The organism is Amycolatopsis xylanica (genome assembly GCF_900107045.1).
GTDB classification, from domain to species: domain Bacteria; phylum Actinomycetota; class Actinomycetes; order Mycobacteriales; family Pseudonocardiaceae; genus Amycolatopsis; species Amycolatopsis xylanica.
Genome location: NZ_FNON01000009.1, coordinates 210,229 through 226,271, shown reverse-complemented (window position 1 = coordinate 226,271; position 16,043 = coordinate 210,229). Strand labels below are relative to the sequence as shown.

The 16,043-nt window shown below is 68.4% G+C and carries 20 protein-coding genes; 9 read left to right on the top strand and 11 right to left on the bottom strand.

Going from position 1 to position 16,043, the window contains the following annotated elements; all coding sequences use genetic code 11:
- Positions 1-35 precede the first annotated feature (35 nt).
- The gene (locus tag BLV57_RS34535; protein WP_091296514.1) at positions 36-632 is read left to right on the top strand and encodes a TetR/AcrR family transcriptional regulator; all 597 of its coding nucleotides are present in this window, start codon (positions 36-38) and stop codon (positions 630-632) included.
- A 140-nt stretch (positions 633-772) separates the two neighbouring features.
- Here the strand turns inward: BLV57_RS34535 and BLV57_RS34530 are convergent, their stop codons facing one another.
- Both BLV57_RS34530 and soxR read right to left on the bottom strand, forming a co-directional pair.
- Complete coding sequence (locus BLV57_RS34530; protein ID WP_091296512.1) at positions 773-1,312, bottom strand: RNA 2'-phosphotransferase; 540 nt, start codon at positions 1,310-1,312, stop codon at positions 773-775.
- 30 nt (positions 1,313-1,342) lie between these two features.
- Positions 1,343-1,804, bottom strand: coding sequence for a redox-sensitive transcriptional activator SoxR (gene soxR / locus BLV57_RS34525; protein WP_091296509.1), 462 nt, complete (start codon positions 1,802-1,804; stop codon positions 1,343-1,345).
- Between the two features lie 52 nt (positions 1,805-1,856).
- Here soxR and BLV57_RS34520 point away from each other — a divergent pair, with 52 nt between their 5' ends.
- Genes BLV57_RS34520 through BLV57_RS34510 form a run of 3 tightly spaced genes read left to right on the top strand, consistent with a single transcriptional unit; the run spans position 1,857 to position 3,845 of the window.
- Positions 1,857-2,504: a thiamine pyrophosphate-dependent enzyme gene (locus BLV57_RS34520; RefSeq protein ID WP_091296506.1), complete on the top strand. Its 648-nt coding sequence runs from the start codon at positions 1,857-1,859 to the stop codon at positions 2,502-2,504.
- A gap of 6 nt (positions 2,505-2,510) precedes the next feature.
- Entirely contained in the window at positions 2,511-3,401 is an 891-nt protein-coding gene (locus BLV57_RS34515; RefSeq protein ID WP_091296504.1) for a transketolase family protein, read from the top strand.
- A gap of 9 nt (positions 3,402-3,410) precedes the next feature.
- Positions 3,411-3,845 (top strand): NUDIX hydrolase, encoded by a 435-nt coding sequence (locus tag BLV57_RS34510; RefSeq protein WP_091296502.1) that lies wholly within the window; start codon positions 3,411-3,413, stop codon positions 3,843-3,845.
- Between the two features lie 32 nt (positions 3,846-3,877).
- Here BLV57_RS34510 and BLV57_RS34505 read toward each other — a convergent pair whose 3' ends face one another.
- Genes BLV57_RS34505 through BLV57_RS34495 form a run of 3 tightly spaced genes read right to left on the bottom strand, consistent with a single transcriptional unit; the run spans position 3,878 to position 6,927 of the window.
- Positions 3,878-4,390 carry an NIPSNAP family protein gene (locus BLV57_RS34505; RefSeq protein ID WP_091296500.1) on the bottom strand — a complete coding sequence of 171 codons (513 nt, stop codon included), beginning with the start codon at positions 4,388-4,390 and terminating at the stop codon, positions 3,878-3,880.
- A 36-nt stretch (positions 4,391-4,426) separates the two neighbouring features.
- Positions 4,427-5,596 (bottom strand): acyl-CoA dehydrogenase family protein, encoded by a 1,170-nt coding sequence (locus tag BLV57_RS34500; RefSeq protein WP_091296498.1) that lies wholly within the window; start codon positions 5,594-5,596, stop codon positions 4,427-4,429.
- A complete protein-coding gene (locus BLV57_RS34495) occupies positions 5,593-6,927 on the bottom strand; it encodes an MFS transporter (protein ID WP_091296496.1) in 1,335 nt (444 codons plus the stop codon). Before BLV57_RS34495 ends, BLV57_RS34500 begins: the two co-directional genes overlap by 4 nt.
- 103 nt (positions 6,928-7,030) lie before the next feature.
- On the opposite strand from BLV57_RS34495, the gene BLV57_RS34490 reads away from it, so the two are divergent.
- Positions 7,031-7,879, top strand: a complete 849-nt coding sequence (locus tag BLV57_RS34490; protein WP_091296842.1) for a hypothetical protein — start codon at positions 7,031-7,033, stop codon at positions 7,877-7,879.
- 60 nt (positions 7,880-7,939) lie between these two features.
- On the opposite strand, the gene BLV57_RS34485 is transcribed toward BLV57_RS34490, so the two are convergent.
- Positions 7,940-8,485: a snapalysin family zinc-dependent metalloprotease gene (locus tag BLV57_RS34485; RefSeq protein WP_143047223.1), complete on the bottom strand. Its 546-nt coding sequence runs from the start codon at positions 8,483-8,485 to the stop codon at positions 7,940-7,942.
- A 207-nt stretch (positions 8,486-8,692) separates the two neighbouring features.
- On the opposite strand from BLV57_RS34485, the gene hisH reads away from it, so the two are divergent.
- Together hisH and priA are read left to right on the top strand one after the other, a co-directional pair.
- Entirely contained in the window at positions 8,693-9,322 is a 630-nt protein-coding gene (hisH, locus tag BLV57_RS34480; RefSeq protein ID WP_091296839.1) for an imidazole glycerol phosphate synthase subunit HisH, read from the top strand.
- Between the two features lie 34 nt (positions 9,323-9,356).
- Positions 9,357-10,094 (top strand): bifunctional 1-(5-phosphoribosyl)-5-((5-phosphoribosylamino)methylideneamino)imidazole-4-carboxamide isomerase/phosphoribosylanthranilate isomerase PriA, encoded by a 738-nt coding sequence (gene priA, locus BLV57_RS34475; protein ID WP_091296492.1) that lies wholly within the window; start codon positions 9,357-9,359, stop codon positions 10,092-10,094.
- Here priA and BLV57_RS34470 read toward each other — a convergent pair.
- Both BLV57_RS34470 and BLV57_RS34465 read right to left on the bottom strand, forming a co-directional pair.
- Complete coding sequence (locus BLV57_RS34470; RefSeq protein WP_091296490.1) at positions 10,091-10,576, bottom strand: anthrone oxygenase family protein; 486 nt, start codon at positions 10,574-10,576, stop codon at positions 10,091-10,093. The genes priA and BLV57_RS34470 overlap by 4 nt on opposite strands.
- Positions 10,577-10,581: 5 nt before the next feature.
- Entirely contained in the window at positions 10,582-11,379 is a 798-nt protein-coding gene (locus tag BLV57_RS34465) for an NAD(P)H-binding protein (RefSeq protein WP_091296487.1), read from the bottom strand.
- Between the two features lie 82 nt (positions 11,380-11,461).
- Here BLV57_RS34465 and BLV57_RS34460 point away from each other — a divergent pair, with 82 nt between their 5' ends.
- Complete coding sequence (locus tag BLV57_RS34460; RefSeq protein WP_091296483.1) at positions 11,462-12,382, top strand: AraC family transcriptional regulator; 921 nt, start codon at positions 11,462-11,464, stop codon at positions 12,380-12,382.
- Positions 12,383-12,523: 141 nt separating this feature from the next.
- Here the strand turns inward: BLV57_RS34460 and BLV57_RS34455 are convergent, their stop codons facing one another.
- The 3 genes from BLV57_RS34455 to BLV57_RS34445 are packed head-to-tail and all read right to left on the bottom strand — an operon-like array spanning position 12,524 to position 14,376.
- Positions 12,524-12,907, bottom strand: a complete 384-nt coding sequence (locus BLV57_RS34455) for a PPOX class F420-dependent oxidoreductase (protein ID WP_091296480.1) — start codon at positions 12,905-12,907, stop codon at positions 12,524-12,526.
- A gap of 12 nt (positions 12,908-12,919) precedes the next feature.
- Positions 12,920-13,654, bottom strand: coding sequence for an ABC transporter permease (locus tag BLV57_RS34450; RefSeq protein ID WP_091296478.1), 735 nt, complete (start codon positions 13,652-13,654; stop codon positions 12,920-12,922).
- Positions 13,651-14,376: an ABC transporter ATP-binding protein gene (locus BLV57_RS34445; protein ID WP_091296475.1), complete on the bottom strand. Its 726-nt coding sequence runs from the start codon at positions 14,374-14,376 to the stop codon at positions 13,651-13,653. Before BLV57_RS34445 ends, BLV57_RS34450 begins: the two co-directional genes overlap by 4 nt.
- 85 nt (positions 14,377-14,461) lie before the next feature.
- Here BLV57_RS34445 and BLV57_RS34440 point away from each other — a divergent pair, with 85 nt between their 5' ends.
- Entirely contained in the window at positions 14,462-16,012 is a 1,551-nt protein-coding gene (locus tag BLV57_RS34440) for an alpha/beta fold hydrolase (protein ID WP_425426060.1), read from the top strand.
- Positions 16,013-16,043 lie beyond the last annotated feature (31 nt).

Here is a 16,043-nt window from a genome sequence, read left to right as displayed (position 1 = left end):
GGCGGCGTACAGTCCGACTGAATCGAGGAGGACCGATGGCGGCCGGAACGGCTGAAATCCGCGAGGACACCGCACCTGAAAAAACCAGGACCAGGCTGTTGACCACAGCGCTGCGCCTGTTCACCGAGCACGGCGTCGAAGGCACCTCGCTGCAGATGATCGCCGACGCGCTCGGTGTCACGAAGGCGGCGGTGTACTACCACTTCAAGACCAAGGACGAGATCGCCGAAGCGGTCGCCGAGCCCGGCATGCGCGAGCTGGCCGCGCTCGTCCAAGAAGGACTCAAGGTCCGGCGTCGCGGCGCGCAGATCGACTTCGTCCTCGAAGGGTTCGTCGACCTGGTGGTCCGGCACCGTTCACTGGTCGCGTTGTTCTCCAGCGACCCCGGCATCGCCCGCGCGCTCGAACGTGGCTTCCACACCTCGGTCGACATGAAGGAAGGCCTGATCACGCTCTTTGTCGGCGAGGACCCGGACGTGTCGGGCGTCATCACCGCCCACGTCCTGCTCACCGGACTCGCGCTGACCGGCGGCGCCCCCACACTCGCCGACCTCGACGACGAAACCCTGCGCGCCTCCCTGCTCGAGGTCGGCCGCAAGCTCCTGGGCCGCCGCGCCCGCCGCATCTGCTGACCGAGCCGACCGCGCACCTCGTGAAAGCCCGAAAGCCACTTCCGGCAGATCGCATCTGACGAAAGTGGCTTTCGGGCTATCACCAGCGGGGCGGCCGCGCCTGGCTCAGGGGCGGGATAAAGCCCGCTTTATCCTGCCTTTCAGGCGAAGGTGAGGTAGGCGGGCGGGACCGCCTGGGCGAGCCAGACGCCGTTGGCCGAGAGCTGGAACTTGTGGCCGTCGGCGTGCATGGCGGCCGCGTCGACGCGGAGGATGACCGGCTTGCCGCGGCGGGCGCCGACCGTGATCGCGGTGTCCGTTGTCGCCGAGAGGTGGACGGCGTGGCGGGAGCCGGGGTTGAGGCCCTCGCGCATGATCGAGTCGAGGAAGCGGGCCACGGTTCCGTGGTAGAGCACGGCCGGCGGGACCGAGTCGGGGAGCGCGAGGTCGACCGGGACGCTGTGGCCTTGGCTGGCGCGGATCCGGGTGCCGGTCTCGTCGAAGGCGAAGCGGCGCTTGTCGTTGTTCGCCACGACCTCGTCCAGTTCGGCGCGCGTGAGCCGGAAGCCGTGCGCGGCCAGCGCGCGCAGCAGGACGTCGACGGAAACCCAGCCCTGCGGGTCGAGGGTGATGCCGAGCAGATCCGGTTCGTGCCGAAGGTGGAACGAGAGTTTCTTGGAGACACGTTTGAGGTCTTTCATAACGGTCTCATCGTCGCACCGAGGCGCAACTCAAATTCCGCCTTCGACCGCCGGCCGCAGCTTCACCGCGCCGGAACCGAAGCGGGACATCTGGTCGTCGGAGTTGTAGAGACCGCAGCTGCGCAACGAAAGACAGCCACAGCCGATGCAGCCGGTCAGCCGGTCGCGCAGGCGTTGCAGTGCGTCGATGCGGGCGTCGAGTTCGTCCTGCCAGCCCTTGGACAGCCGCGCCCAGTCGGCTTTCGTCGGCGCGTGGTCGGTCGGGAGTGTCGACAGCGCGGCGCTGATGTCCTCCAAGGTCAGGCCGACGCGTTGCGCGGCGCGGATGAACGCGATCCGGCGCAGCACCGAGCGGGCGTAGCGGCGCTGGTTGCCCGCCGTGCGTTCGGAGCCGATCAGGCCTTTGTCCTCGTAGAACCGCAACGCGGTGTGCGGCACGCCGCTGCGGTCGGACACCTGTCCGATGGTCAGGTGGTCGGCAAGCTTGGTCACACCGCCAGGCTATCCTTGACTTCGAGTTTGGTCGAGGTTGCAGCCTGGGTACATGACCACCGCCACTGAACTCGACCGGCTCATGTCGCTGATGACGGGCGACGAGAAGCACGACGCGGCCAGTACGTCCACTTTGGACGTACTGTGGACGCTCTACGACCGGGTGCTCGGTCCCGGCGACCGCTTCTTCCTGTCCAAGGGACACGGCCCGATGGCATTCTACGCGATCTTGACCGCCAAGGGTTTTCTCGACGAGTCCGAGCTGAAGACCTGGGGCCGCGCCGATTCCCGGCTCGGCTACCACCCCGACCGCACGCGGGTGCCCGGCGCCGAGATCTCCAGCGGCTCGCTCGGGCACGGGCTTCCGCTCGCCATCGGCACCGTCTTCGGTCTCGACGCCCAAAACCTGCCCGGCAGCATCATCGTGCTCGTCGGAGACGCCGAACTCGACGAGGGTTCCAACGCCGAAGCCATCGCCGTCGCCGGCCGTGCGGGCATGGAACGGCTCACCACGGTCGTCATCGACAACTCGTCGGCCACGCACGGCTGGCCCGGCGGCATCGCGAGCCGGTTCGCCGTCGAAGGCTGGGAAACCCGCACCGTCGACGGCCGCGACCACGACGCGCTGTATCGCGCCTTCACCGAGCCACACCCCGGACGCCCGCTCGCGGTCGTCGCCGTCGTCGAACCGAAAGGCTGACCCGCCATGGACATGCGCCAGACTTTTCTCTCCACAATGGACGAAGTGCTCGACGTCGACCCGAGGGTCGCGCTCGTCATGGCCGACATCTCCGCGGCCTCCATGGACGAAGCCAAGGCCCGCCATCCCGGCCGGGTGATCAACGTCGGCATCCGCGAGCAGCTGCTGATCAGCGTCGCGGGCGGGCTCGCGCTCTCCGGCATGCGCCCGGTCGCTCACACGTTCTCGTCGTTCCTCGTCGAGCGGCCCTTCGAGCAGGTGAAACTCGACCTCGGCCATCAAGGCGTCGGTGCCGTGCTGGTGTCGGCCGGCGCGTCTTACGACATGCCGTTCGCGGGCCGCACACACCAGGCGCCCGGCGACGTCGCGCTCATCGACAGCCTGCCCGGCTGGACGATCCACGTGCCGGGGCATCCCGACGAGGCGCGGCGCCTGCTGCTCGAGTCACTGCCCGGCGACGGCAACGTCTACCTGCGTCTTTCCGCGCAGGAGAACGCCGAAGCCCATCTCGGCACCGGTGTCCAGGTCGTCAAGTGGGGCAACGACGGCGTCGTGCTCGCGGTCGGCCCGATGCTGGACCGGGTGCTGGCCGCGACGGAAGGCCAGAACGTCACGGTGCTCTACACCTCGACCATCCGCCCGTTCGACGCCGAGGGCCTGCGCACCGCGGTGTGGGACTCGACGCCGAACGTGCTGCTCGTCGAGCCGTACCTCGCGGGAACGTCGGCGCACGTGGTGTCGGCGGCGCTCGACGACATCCCGCACCGGCTGCGCTCGCTCGGCGTCCGCCGCGACATCGAGGTCCGTACCTATGGTGACGTGGATGACCACGACCTCGCGCACGGGCTCGACGAGGCGTCGATCGCCATACAGGTCAAGGACTTCCTGGCCCGGTAGGGTCGCCGGGTGACCGCAGACATCCGCCCGCTCGCACTGGCCGTCATCCGCCGTGGCGACGACATCCTGGTTTTCGAAGGCCACGACGTGATCAAGGGGGAGACGTTCTACCGCCCGCTGGGCGGCGGCATCGAGTTCGGCGAGTGGGCGGCCGAGGCGCTCCGCCGCGAGTTCCGCGAAGAACTCGCGGCCGAGCTGACCGACGTCGAGCAGATCGGCGTGGTGGAGAACATCTTCCTCCATGAAGGCGGCCCAGGGCACGAGATCGTCTTCCTGTTCAGCGCCGAGTTCGCCGACCCGTCCTGGCTCGCCCGCGAAGACCTCGGCACGATCATCGACGAGCCGGAGACCCGGGTGCTCTGGTACCCGATCGCCGAATTCCTGGCAGGTAAAGCGACTCTCTACCCGGACGGCCTGGCCGAGTTGCTCGCGACAGGGTCGTGAGTGGCACGGCCGGTTCTAACCGGCCAAAACACTCACGACCCCACGCGGGAGAGCCGGAGTGAGCCCATCGCCTCGCCGCTGAAATCGAAGCGCACGAACACCTTCTCGCCTTCGCGGACCGGCAGCCGGGGAAACGTGTTCTCCACATCGAGCGTCTCGAAGCAGACAGAGCTCTTGTCGAAATCCTCCACCGGATCGCTGATCGTCACGGTGACCAGCGGCGGGACGACGGCGGGGAAATCGGCGCCGAGCGGGCGCAGGAGCAGCACGTTGCCGGAGTCGAGCATGGTCGCGTTCGCCGCGGGCCCGTGCCGCTTCCATACGGGCCCGGTGTAGAACGCCTCCAACGCGGCCTTGCGCGCTTCCATGCTCTCGAATCCGCGCACCCAGACGAACCGGTCGGGATCGTCGAGGTCGCGGAAGCGTCCGGGCAGCCGGATGCCGAGTGCCTCCTGGCTCTCGACGAACTCGCGCTCGAAGAGCTCGATCAGTTCGTCACGGCGGCCCGGACGCAGGGTGTACTGACGCAGTTCCACGACATTCATGCCGCGAAGCTAGCCAGTCTCCACTGACATCCTGTGTCAGCGGAAAGCGGCGAGTCCCGTCACGGACTGGCCGAGCGAGAGCGCGTGCATCTCCTCGGTGCCTTCGTAGGTGAGCACGGTTTCGAGGTTCGCCATGTGCCGCATGACCGGGTACTCCAGCGAGATCCCGTTGGCGCCGAGCATCGCGCGCGCGGTGCGGGCGACCTCGATGGCGGAGCGGACGTTCGCCATCTTGCCGAAGCTGACGTGGTTGTGGTGCAGCTTGCCCGCGTCCTTGAGCTTGCCGATCTGCAGCGCGACCAGCCCGGCCCGGTTGACCTCGACCACCAGGTCGGCGAGCTTGCGCTGGGTGAGCTGGAAACCGGCCAGCGGCTTGCCGAACTGCTCGCGGCTGAGCGTGTACTCCAGCGCCGACTCGTAGCACGAGCGCGCCGCGCCGACGACGCCGTAGAGGATGCCGTAGCGGGCCTCGTTCAGGCAGGACAGCGGGCCGCGCAGGCCCCTGACCTCGGGGAACGCGGCGGATTCCGGCAGGCGGACGCCGTCGAGGACGAGCTCGGCCGTCAGCGACGCGCGCAGGGAGAGCTTGTGCTTGACCTCGTTGGCGGTGAAGCCGGGCGTGTCCGTCGGGACGACGAAGCCGCGGATGCCGTCGTCCGTCTGTGCCCAGACCACCGCGACCTGCGCGACCGTGCCGTTGGTGATCCACATCTTGGCGCCGGTGAGCACCCAGTCCTTGCCGTCGCGGACAGCACGCGTGCGCATCGAGCCGGGGTCGCTGCCCGCGTCGGGCTCGGTCAGGCCGAAGCAGCCGAGCGCCTCGCCCGCGGCCATGCGGGGGAGCCACTCCTGCTTCTGCTCCTCGGAGCCCCACTTGTAGATCGCGTACATCGCGAGTGAGCCCTGCACCGAGACGAAGCTGCGCAGCCCCGAGTCGACGGCTTCGAGTTCGCGGCACGCGATGCCGTACGCGACGGCGCTGGTGCCCGCGCAGCCGTAGCCCTCCAGGTGCATGCCCAGCAGGCCGAGCTGACCGAAGCCCTTCGCGAGCTCGGCGGCGGGGAGCGAGCCGGACTCGTACCACTCCGCGACGTTCGGCAGGAGCTGGTCGTTCGCGAAGGCGCGCACGGCGTCGCGCATGTCGCGTACTTCGCCACTCAGCTCGGCGTCGAGGTCCAGGAAGTCGTGGGCATCCGGTTTCGTCATCGTGTTGCTCCCGTGCGCATCGTTGAGCCGTCGGCGATCGACTCTACGGAACGTCCGGTGGTAGGGGGACCGAGGAGCGCGACGTCGACTATGAGAATCATCATGGCCCCGGCCACTATCGCGAACATCGCGCCAGGGCCGCTACCGGTGAGTACAGGCAGCAGGACGAACGGCATCGCGGCCGTCGCGAGCCGGGAGAGCGAGTACGCCGAGCCCGCCGCGGTCGCGCGCAGCTCGGTCGGGAACAGCTCGCCCTGGTAGGTGTGGAAGGCGTTGGAGAAGACATTCGACAGCAGGGTGTAACAGAAGCCGAACGTGATGATCGCCGCCGACGTCGTCGCGTAGCCGAACGCCAGCCCGAACCCGGCCATGCCCGCCGCGCTGCCGATGATGAGCCACTTGCGTTGCGCGCGTTCGATGATCGGAATCGACAGCGCCGAGCCGAGCGGATAACCGAGGAAGGTCAACGCGACATAGGTCAGCGATGTGCTGAGGTGGAATCCCTTGGCCGCCAGCACGATTGGCACGAGTGATCCGAAGCCGTAATAGCCGAATGCCTGCAGTGCCTGGAAAACGTAAAGCATCGCGGTGCGTTTGAGCCACGGCGGACGGAAGAGCGCGGTCGCCGGCGCTTTGGGTGAAGGCGGTGCTTCCGGGGTGATGACTTCCGGTGTTTCCTTTTCGAAACGGCGGACGACGGCCTCGGCTTCTTCGTAGCGGCCTTGGCTGACGAGCCAGCGCGGCGATTCCGGCAAACCCGTGCGCAGTGCCAAAACGACGACCGCCCCGAGTCCGCCGATCACGAAAAGCCAGCGCCAGCCGTTCTCGTACTCCGCGAGCCAGCGCGCGAGGAAACCGGCGGCGGGCACGCCGCAGAAGCCGATCGTGTAAGCCCAAGCCGTCGCGCGGCCGCGGTGTTTCGCGGGCAGGAGGTCGGCGAGGTAGGCGTCGGCCAGCGGGAGTTCCGCGCCGATGCCGATGCCCGCGATGAACCGGCAAACGACCAGCATCCAGACTTCCGTGCTGAAAGCGCCTAAAAGCGTGAAAACCGAATACAAGCCGAGGGTGACCAGGAAAGCGGTCCGCCTGCCGACCCGGTCGGCCAGCCTGCCGAGCCCGAGCGCGCCGACGAACGCGCCGAGGAACGCCGACGCGAGCAGCAGCTTCAAATCGCCTGGTGAGACGGCGAATTGCTTGGTCAGCACCGTGCTGATCGTCCCGGCGAGAAACAGGTCGTAAAGGTCGAAAAAGGTCGCCACCCCGACCAGTGCGACGACATAACGGTGGCGACGCGTCACCGGCAACCGGTCCAGGCGCTCCGAGATGGTCATGGTCAAGATCGTTCCACCGAACGGCGGTCATCGAAACCGGTGACCCGATGCGAGAATTCCCCCGCCGCCGCCGCGATAACGCTTTCTCGAGGAGATCATGCGCATGCGTGTGACGGTAAGGATCGCCGCGATACTGGCGGCCATGGTCGCGTTCAGCGGGACCGCTTCGGCGGCCTCCCTCGGCGGCTGGCGGCAGACCGGCCATGCCACGGTGGACATCAAGTTCAGCAACGAAGGCATCGCCACGGTGCGCGTGCCGGGCAAGCCGCCCGCGCTGGTGTACCGCGGCAGCGGCGCGATCCCGCAGGCACAGCTGGACAAGGGCTGGGGCCACGTCGGCGACGTCGACTCGCACCGCGGCTACATCGTGGACGCGTACCAGAACACCCGCGACGTGCCCGCGCCGAACAAGATGTTCCTGGTGACGACGCCGACCGGGCAGACCTATGAGTACGTCCACAAGCTGACGCCGGAAGAGCCGCCCGCCAACGCGAACTCCGCGGTCGCGATCACGCCGGACGGCCGCTGGCTGGTCGCGGCGGCGCTGGGCGAGCTGGACCAGCTGTTCGTGTTCCCGGCGCCGCTGACCGGGACCGGCGGGTCGATCGAGCTGAGCGGGCACGTCAAGCTCGACACCAAGATCCGCAACGCCCAGGGCTGCGACTTCGTGTCCGCGTGGAAGCTGCTCTGCGCGACCTCGGACCCGTATAACGACTTGTACCCGACGTCGTTCCAGTTGCTGGAGATCAACCTCGCGTGGCCGGTGCAGGGCCGGGATGTCCGCGCCCACGTGCGTTCGCTGGGCCAGGTGCCGCTGGTGAGCACCTGCCCCGGGCTGTTCGTCACCGAGGGCGTCGACTACGACGCCCCGACCGGCGAACTGCGCGTCGAGGTGGTCCCGCCGAGCCCGTGCAACACGGTCACCGACGTCTACACCTTCCGCAGGTACTAGGAACGGGATAAAGCGGGCTTTATCCCGGGGTGGGATAAAGCCCGCTTTATCTCGCGGGGACTACTTGGCGTAGACGGTCTCGTAGATCGTGTTCGACGGGGCCGAATTGGCCGCGAGGCCGTTCGCCCAGAGGCGCTGCACGCGGGCCGCCTCGGTGGCGTTCGGGTTGGCGTTGTGGCACGAGGTGCCGGGGCCGCCGCCGGACATCAGCTCGGAGCAGGGGCCCGAGTAGTGGTCGGGCAGGCCGAGCGCGTGGCCGGTCTCGTGGGCCGCGATCCGGACGACGTCGTACTGCCTGGCCTGGGTGTAGTCGATGAAGATGGTGCCGCTGCCGTGACCGTTGGTCTGCGCGTAGGAGCCACGCGGGTCGTTGCCCTCGGTGTAGCGCAGGGTGGCGCCGGAGGTGCGGGAGCGCAGCTGGACGTTCGACACGGCGCGGTTCCAGTTGGCCGCGCCGGAGGCGATGGCGGACTGGAAGGTCGGGGCGCCGGAGGCGTTGTAGTACACGACCGTGGCGGTCGGCGCGGCCGACGCCATACCGGCGGTCAGCGGCAGCACGGCGGCGGCGAGCGCGACGGCGCCCATCACGAAGTTTCTGCGGGACACAGGGATTCTCCTTGCCAATGAAGGGGATTACGGCGCGCGCTTGGCTAGGAAATCTAAGGGTGTGGCCCGCCCGATACATCCGACTTTCGTACGGATATCGCTATCTGTTAATAGATCTCGTGATCCTTTAACAGTCATGGGTCCTTTCGGGCTAGCGATCATGGGTCCGTCCAGGGGGTTCCGCCGTTCACCGGTACCGTGGACGCCGTGCCTACTGTCGTGATCCTGGACTACGGTTCGGGCAACCTCCGCTCCGCCGAGCGCGCCGTCCAGCGCGCAGGCGCCGACGTGGAGGTCACCGCGGACCCGCAAGCCGCGCTCAACGCGGACGGTCTCGTCGTGCCCGGTGTCGGCGCCTTCGCCGCCTGCGCCGAGGGGCTGCATTCCGTGCAGGGCGAGCGGATCATCGGCAAGCGGCTGGCCGGCGGGCGCCCGGTGCTGGGCATCTGCGTCGGTATGCAGATCCTGTTCGAACGTGGCGTCGAGCACGGTGTCGAGGCGGCGGGCGCGGGGGAGTGGCCCGGCACGGTCGACAGGCTGACCGCCGACGTGCTCCCGCACATGGGCTGGAACACCGTCCGCGCGCCGGCGGACTCGCAGCTGTTCGCCGGGCTCGACCCGGACGAGCGCTTCTACTTCGTGCACTCGTACGCGGCGCGCACCTGGGACCTGGAGTCCGGGCTGGCCGGGCAGCAGCCCAAGGTCACCTGGGCCCACCACGGCGAGGACTTCGTCGCGGCGGTCGAGAACGGCCCGTTGTGGGCGACCCAGTTCCACCCGGAGAAGTCGGGTGACGCCGGCGCCCGGCTGCTCAAGAACTGGCTTGACACCCTGTAGCCGTCTTAGCGTTTGGACGTCATAGAGTTACCTCGTGACTTTCACGCTGCTTCCCGCCGTTGACGTGGCCGACGGCCAGGCCGTGCGCCTGGTCCAGGGCGAGGCCGGTACCGAGACCTCCTATGGCAGCCCGCTCGAGGCGGCGCTGCAGTGGCAGCGCGACGGCGCCGAGTGGATCCATCTGGTCGATCTCGACGCCGCGTTCGGCAAGGGCTCCAACCGCGAGCTGCTCGCCGAGGTCGTCGGCAAGCTCGACGTGCAGGTCGAGCTGTCCGGCGGCATCCGCGACGACGCCTCGCTGGAGGCCGCGCTGGCCACCGGCGCCCGGCGCGTCAACCTCGGCACGGCCGCGCTCGAGGACCCGGACTGGACCGCGAAGGTGATCAAGTCGCACGGCGACCGCGTCGCCATCGGCCTCGACGTCCGGATCAGCGAGGCCGGGCACCGGCTGTCCGCGCGCGGCTGGACCTCCGACGGCGGCGACCTGTGGGAGACGCTGGAGCGGCTCGACCGCGACGGCGCGAGCCGCTACGTGGTCACCGATGTCAGCAAGGACGGCACCCTGCGCGGCCCGAACATCGACCTGCTGCGTGAGGTGGCCGCCCGTACCGACGCCCCGGTGATCGCGTCCGGCGGAGTGTCCAGTGTGGACGATCTGCGCGCGATGGCCGCGTACACCCGGGACGGCATCGAGGGCTCCATCGTCGGAAAGGCCCTGTACGCGGGCGCTTTCACGCTTCCGGAAGCCCTCGCCGCGGTCGCCGAGTTCTAGTTCAGCCAAAGGATGACGGCCAGGCCTGCCGCCGGGAGCAGGCTGGTCAACGTCCGGACGTGGTTCCAGCGCGTCCAGTTCTTCAGGTAGTCCTGCCACAGCGCGGCCGCTTCGGCGGATGCCGGGTCCTGTACCGCAGCGAGCGCGTTGTTGAGCGGCACGTGGTAACCCATGGTCAGGAAGACGACCCCGGCCAGGTAAGCCGCCGCGCACAGCAGCATCGGGATGGCGAACTTCTGATCCCAGACCTGGAACGACCACACGATCAGCGCGACGCACAGCGCCGCGGTGCCGAACATCGCGGGCATGAATGCCGATCTGACGATCTTGACGTTGATCGAGTTCATGGCGTTGATGCCCTGCTCGGCCGGGATGTCGCCGAACGACTGCATGATGAAGGTCGAGAAGGCGAAGAACACCCCGCCGACCAGCCCGGCGCCGACGATGGTCAGGATCATGACAACGGACAGTGACGTGCTCATCTTTTTCATGCCTCCCAGACGCCCCTAGCGGCGGTTTCGCGAGCGTAGTCCGTGAAATCACGCGGTGCGCGCCCCAGTGCGCGCTGCACCCCGTCGGCGAGGCTGGCGTTACGGCCGTCGAGCACCTCGGTGAACAGATACTTGAGGAGTTCCAGCACATCGCCCGGGATCTCCGGGCTCGCGAACTCCTCGAAGGTGATCTGCTGAAACCGGACGTCGCGCCCGCTCGCCTTGGCGATCTCGGCGGTGACCTCGGCGAAGGTCAGCAGCCGCGGCCCGGTCAGCTCGTACACCTCGCCGATGTGCCGGTCGTCGGTGAGCGCGGCGACGGCGACGTCCGCGATGTCGTCGGCGTCCACGAACGGCTCGGGCGTGTCACCGGCGGGAAGCGCTACGGTCCCCTCGAGCACGGGCTCGAGCAGGTAACCCTCGCTGAAGTTCTGGTTGAACCAGCTCGCCCGCAGGATCGTCCAGTCCGCGCCGGACTCCTGAACGGCTCGCTCGGCGTACTCCGCGCCCTCTTCGCCGCGGCCCGACAGCAGCACAAGCCGTTTGGTGCCTTGGGAAGCGGCGAGTTCGGCGAACGCGCCGACGATCTCGGCGGCACCCGGGACCGCGAGGTCGGGGAAGTACGACAGGTAGGCGGCGTCCATGCCTTCGAGCGCGGGTTGCCAGGTCGAGCGGTCCTCCCAGTCGAAGGCCGGGAGACCTTGCCGAGACCCGACGCGGGCCTGGGCGCCGAGCTTCCGAGCGATGCGGCTGCCGGTCTTGCCGGTGCCTCCGGTGATCAAGGTGTTTGTCATGGGACTTAGTTAAGCGGCGTCGAGTGAGACTCTCCATAGCTGAGAATCGCAATTTCATACGCAAGCGTCTACGCTGACGGACATGGACGCACTCGCCGGTTTGCTCGACGGCCCCCGGGCCCAAGGCGCCTTCCTGCTCCGCTCGGTCTTGAATCCGCCCTGGTCGATGCGCATCCAGGACGAGGCGCCCCTGACAGTGGTCGCGGTGGTGAGCGGGTCGGCTTGGATCGACGAGGTCCGTTTGTCCGCCGGCGACGTCGCGATCATGCGCGGCCCCGACCCGTACACGGTCGCCGACGACCCGTCGACCCCGGTGCAGGTGGTCATCCACCCCGGTCAGCGCTGCGCGACCCCGGACGGTCAAGAGGTCGAGATGCGCGACCTCGGCACCCGCACCTGGGGCAACGACGTCGACGGCTCGACCACGTTGTTGACCGGCACCTACCAAATGCGCGGCGAGGTCAGCGCCCGCCTGCTGAGCGCCTTGCCCCCGCGCGTCGTCGTGTCGGCCGAGGGACCGTTGATTCCGTTGCTGGCTGAGGAAATCGGTAAAGATCAGCCGGGCCAGGAGGCGGTTTTGGACCGCCTGCTGGATTTGCTGCTGATCGACACCTTGCGCCGATGGTTCTCCCGGCCCGAAGCGGAGGCGCCTGCCTGGTACCGGGCGCACAGCGATCCTGTCGTCGGGCCCGCGCTTCGGTTGCTGCACAACAATCCCGCGCATCCTTGGACGGTTGCGAACCTGGCTTCGGAGACCGGGATCTCGCGGGCGTCACTGGCGCGGCGGTTCACGGACCTGGTCGGGGAGCCGCCGATGTCGTTCCTGACGGGCTGGCGGCTGGCGATGGCCGCCGACCTCCTGCGCGAGCCGGACGCGACGGTCGCTTCGGTGGCGCAGCGGGTGGGGTACGGGAGCGCTTTCGCCTTGAGCACGGCGTTCAAACGGGAGCGCGGCGTGAGCCCGCGCGAGTACCGGCTCTCGCTGACCGTCGTGGGGTCGTGAGTGTTGCGGCCGGTTCTAGCGGACCGGCTCACCTTGGCACGTGACAAGGGCCGCCCTTGCAACGCTCTGGGTGACAAGGGCCGCCCTTGTCACCCAGACCGCGCCCCGGTCTGAACACTCATGACCCCGAGGAGACGCGGTTCATCCGAGCTTGATGGCGACGCCGATGGTCCGGTCGCGAGGGCCGCGGAGCTTGCTGAAGAACATGGTCACCTGCCCGACGATGCCGTACTTCTTCGCGATCAGCTTGCGGACGCGCTCGGTGCCCTCGTCGTCGAGCAGGCGGGCCTCGCCCGTGACGACCGCGCCGTGGGTCTGCTTGCCGCGCAGGTCGCAGGCCTGGAGTTCGACGCGGCCGCTGTTGCGGATGCGCTTGATCTTGCCGGCCTTGCGCTCGGACCACAGCACGATCTCGCCGTTGTCGCCCGCGGCCCAGAGCGGCGTCGCGACCGGGACGCCGGTTTTGCGGAACGTCGTCAGCATCAGGTACTTCTCGGCGGCCAGGCGCTCGTACTCGGATCCCATGCCAGCAACCTACTAGGGCGTCCGGCGGCGCAGCGTCGCCGCGCCGAGCACCAAAGCGGCCAGCGCGCAGCAGGCCACGATCAGCAGGTTCCGGAGCAGGGTCGCGTCGACCGTCGACGAGGTCGTCACGCGGGTCAGCGCTTCGACCGCGTACGAAAGCGGCATGACGTTCGAGAGCCAGTTCAGCAGCCAGCCCATCTGGCCGCGCGGCATGAACAGGCCGCACAGCAGGATCTGCGGCAGCACGAACACCGGCATGAACTGGACCGCCTGGAACTCCGTGCGCGCGAACGCGCTGACGAACAGGCCGAGCGCCATGCCGAGCAGCGCGTCGAGCACGGCGATCAGCAGGAGTGTCCAAATGGAACCGTTGATGTCCAAACCCAGCCAGGCCAAGGAGATCCCGGTCGCGATCGCGACCTGGGCGACCGCGATCAGGCCGAACGCGAGCGCGTAGCCGAAGAGCAGGTCGAGCCTGCCGATCGGCAGTGTCATCAGCCGCTCGAGTGTTCCGGTGGTGCGCTCGCGCAGGGTGGTGATCGAGGTGATCAGGAACATGATCAGGAAAGGGAACACCCCGAGTAGCGCGGGCGCGATGTGGCTGAACAGCAGCTCGTTGTTGAACACGAAGCGCAGCAGCACCATCAGCAGCGAGGGCACCAGCAGCAGCATCGCGACCGTGCGGTGGTCGTGGCGGAGCTGGGTGAGGATGCGGCGGGCGGTGGCGAGCACGAGTGCGGGGTTCATGACGGGGTCACCTCGGTTTCGCGGACGAGCCGCAGGAAGGCCTGCTCCAGGTCGGTGGCCTCGGTGCGTTCGCGCAGGTGCTGGGGAGTGTCGTCGGCGAGTAGCTTGCCGTCGCGCATGAGGAGCAGCCGGTCGCAGCGGGCCGCCTCGTCCATCACGTGGCTGGAGACGAGCAGGGTGACCCCGGACGCGGCGAGCTTGCGGAACAGGCCCCACAGCTCGTCGCGGAGCACGGGATCGAGGCCGACGGTCGGCTCGTCGAGCACCAGCAGCTCCGGCTTGCCGAGCAGGGCGACCGCGAGGTTGGCGCGGCTGAGCTGGCCGCCGGAGAGCGAGCCGGTGAGCTTGTCGGCGTGGTCGGTGAGGCCGACCTCGGCGATCACTCTGTCCACATCGGACTTCGGCGCGCGCAGCACGTCGGCGAAGTAGCGCAGGGACTCGGTCACCGTCAGGTCCGCGTAGATGGCCGGGCTCTGCGTGGCGTACCCGATCAGCCTGCGCAGCGGCGGCGCGCCCGCCGGATGACCGAGCACGGTGACCGTGCCGCCCGCCACGATCTGCACGCCGACGATCGCGCGCAGGAGCGTGGTCTTGCCGCAGCCACTGGGCCCGAGCAGGCCGGTGACCACCCCGCGCGGCACGTCGAAGCCCACCCCGTCGACGACCACGCGACCGCCACGCCGGACCCGCAGTCCGGCGACCGAGATCGCAGAATTAGCCATGCGTTTAATTCTGCGCTCCTCCAAGGGTGGAGTCAAGCAACCTCGGGGCGGTCCGGGAGTCTTACGGACGTTGAATCCTGACCACATGGAGGTATTTCGCGTGAGATCACGCCTGGGGGTCCTGTTCGGTGCGGTCATCGCACTGACCGGACTAGTCTCCGTACCCGCGTTCGCCGAGCCTTACAGCGATGTCCGCGTCGACGTCGCGGCGACCCCGAAACTGAACTGGGTCGACTGCGACGGCGGGTTCCAGTGCGCCACCGCGTCCGTCCCGCTCGACTACGACCGGCCGTTCGGCCAGAAGATCGACCTCGCCCTCATCCGGCTGCGCGCCTCCGATCCGTCGAAGCGCATCGGCAGCCTGTTCGTGAACTTCGGCGGCCCCGGATCGTCCGGTGTGGACCGGCTGCGGCAGCGCGCGGAACGCACCTGGATCTTCTCGCCGGAGCTGAAGGCCCGGTTCGACCTCGTTTCGTGGGATCCGCGCGGCATCGCGCGCAGCGCGGGCGTCCGCTGCTTCCCGACCGAGGCCGAGCAGCAGGCCTTCTACGCCGCGCGCCCGGAAATGCCGGGCGACCCCAGCGGCGAAGCCGCGTTCTACTCCGACGCGAAGGCGCTCGCGGCGCACTGCCAGTCGCAGGCGGGCGAGATCCTCAAGCACGCTTCGACCGCCAACACCGCGCGCGACCTCGAACTGCTGCGCCGCGCCGTCGGCGACGCGAAGCTGACCTATCACGGGATCTCGTACGGCACGCAGCTCGGCGCCATCTACGCGAACCTGTTCCCCGGCCGCGTCCGCGCGATGGCGTTCGACGGCTCGATGGACTTCGTCGGCAACGTCTCCGGCCACGGCGACCAGGGCACGACGGTCCCGCTCGACAGCCGCCAGGACGTGCCGCGCGGCATCGCCGACACCTTCGAGTACTTCCTGCAGCAGTGCAAGCTCGCGGGGCCGAAGTGTGCCTTCTCGGCCGGTGACCTGCGTGCGAAGTGGGAGGCTATCGTCGCGAAGGCCAAGCAAGGGCCGATCGTCGTAGACGGGACCTCATACAGCTACTCGGCGATCGTGAACGCCGCAGGAGACCTGTCCATCCCCAGTGGCTACGCGGACACCGCCTCGCTGCTTCAGAAGCTTTACGACGCTCCCACCGCTGCGGCGGCTAGGTCGGCCGCTGTCGCCGGCGAGCCTTATCTGAGCAACCGCGACGAGGCGTTCAACGCGATCCAGTGCACGGACAGCGTCTTCCCGCGTGACCCCGCCGTCTACAGCGCCGCGGCCATCACCGAGGACCAGCGCGTGCCGTACTTCGGCCGCATCGGCGTGTTCGACATGATGAGCTGCGCGTTCTGGCAGTCCAAGGACGACGACCGCTACACCGGCCCGTGGAACCGCCCGACCTCGGCGCCGATCCTGGTGCTCAACGCCCGCTTCGACCCGTCGACGCCGCTGCACGGCGCGTACGACGGCGCGAAGCAGCTCGCCCGCGCCCAGGTGAACGTGATCGAGGGCTCCGGCCACAGCACCATGTTCGCGATCAGCACCTGCGCGGAGAAGATGAAGCGCGAGTACCTGTTCACCGGCGTGCTGCCGCCGGCGAGCGCCTCCTGCAAGGTGGACGCCCCGCCGTTCGGCTGAGCCTGACGTGATTTAGCGGGCTTTATCCCAC

Coding starts and splice junctions, on each gene's coding strand:
- BLV57_RS34440 (WP_425426060.1), top strand. CDS start 14,462: ATGGAGGTATTTCGCGTGAGATCACGCCTGGGGGTCCTGTTCGGTGCG.
- BLV57_RS34465 (WP_091296487.1), bottom strand. CDS start 11,379: ATGACAAACACCTTGATCACCGGAGGCACCGGCAAGACCGGCAGCCGC.
- BLV57_RS34460 (WP_091296483.1), top strand. CDS start 11,462: ATGGACGCACTCGCCGGTTTGCTCGACGGCCCCCGGGCCCAAGGCGCC.
- BLV57_RS34530 (WP_091296512.1), bottom strand. CDS start 1,312: ATGAAAGACCTCAAACGTGTCTCCAAGAAACTCTCGTTCCACCTTCGG.
- BLV57_RS34500 (WP_091296498.1), bottom strand. CDS start 5,596: ATGACGAAACCGGATGCCCACGACTTCCTGGACCTCGACGCCGAGCTG.
- BLV57_RS34495 (WP_091296496.1), bottom strand. CDS start 6,927: ATGACCATCTCGGAGCGCCTGGACCGGTTGCCGGTGACGCGTCGCCAC.
- BLV57_RS34455 (WP_091296480.1), bottom strand. CDS start 12,907: ATGGGATCCGAGTACGAGCGCCTGGCCGCCGAGAAGTACCTGATGCTG.
- BLV57_RS34505 (WP_091296500.1), bottom strand. CDS start 4,390: ATGAATGTCGTGGAACTGCGTCAGTACACCCTGCGTCCGGGCCGCCGT.
- BLV57_RS34450 (WP_091296478.1), bottom strand. CDS start 13,654: ATGAACCCCGCACTCGTGCTCGCCACCGCCCGCCGCATCCTCACCCAG.
- BLV57_RS34515 (WP_091296504.1), top strand. CDS start 2,511: ATGGACATGCGCCAGACTTTTCTCTCCACAATGGACGAAGTGCTCGAC.
- BLV57_RS34445 (WP_091296475.1), bottom strand. CDS start 14,376: ATGGCTAATTCTGCGATCTCGGTCGCCGGACTGCGGGTCCGGCGTGGC.
- BLV57_RS34520 (WP_091296506.1), top strand. CDS start 1,857: ATGACCACCGCCACTGAACTCGACCGGCTCATGTCGCTGATGACGGGC.
- BLV57_RS34470 (WP_091296490.1), bottom strand. CDS start 10,576: ATGAGCACGTCACTGTCCGTTGTCATGATCCTGACCATCGTCGGCGCC.
- BLV57_RS34535 (WP_091296514.1), top strand. CDS start 36: ATGGCGGCCGGAACGGCTGAAATCCGCGAGGACACCGCACCTGAAAAA.
- BLV57_RS34490 (WP_091296842.1), top strand. CDS start 7,031: ATGCGTGTGACGGTAAGGATCGCCGCGATACTGGCGGCCATGGTCGCG.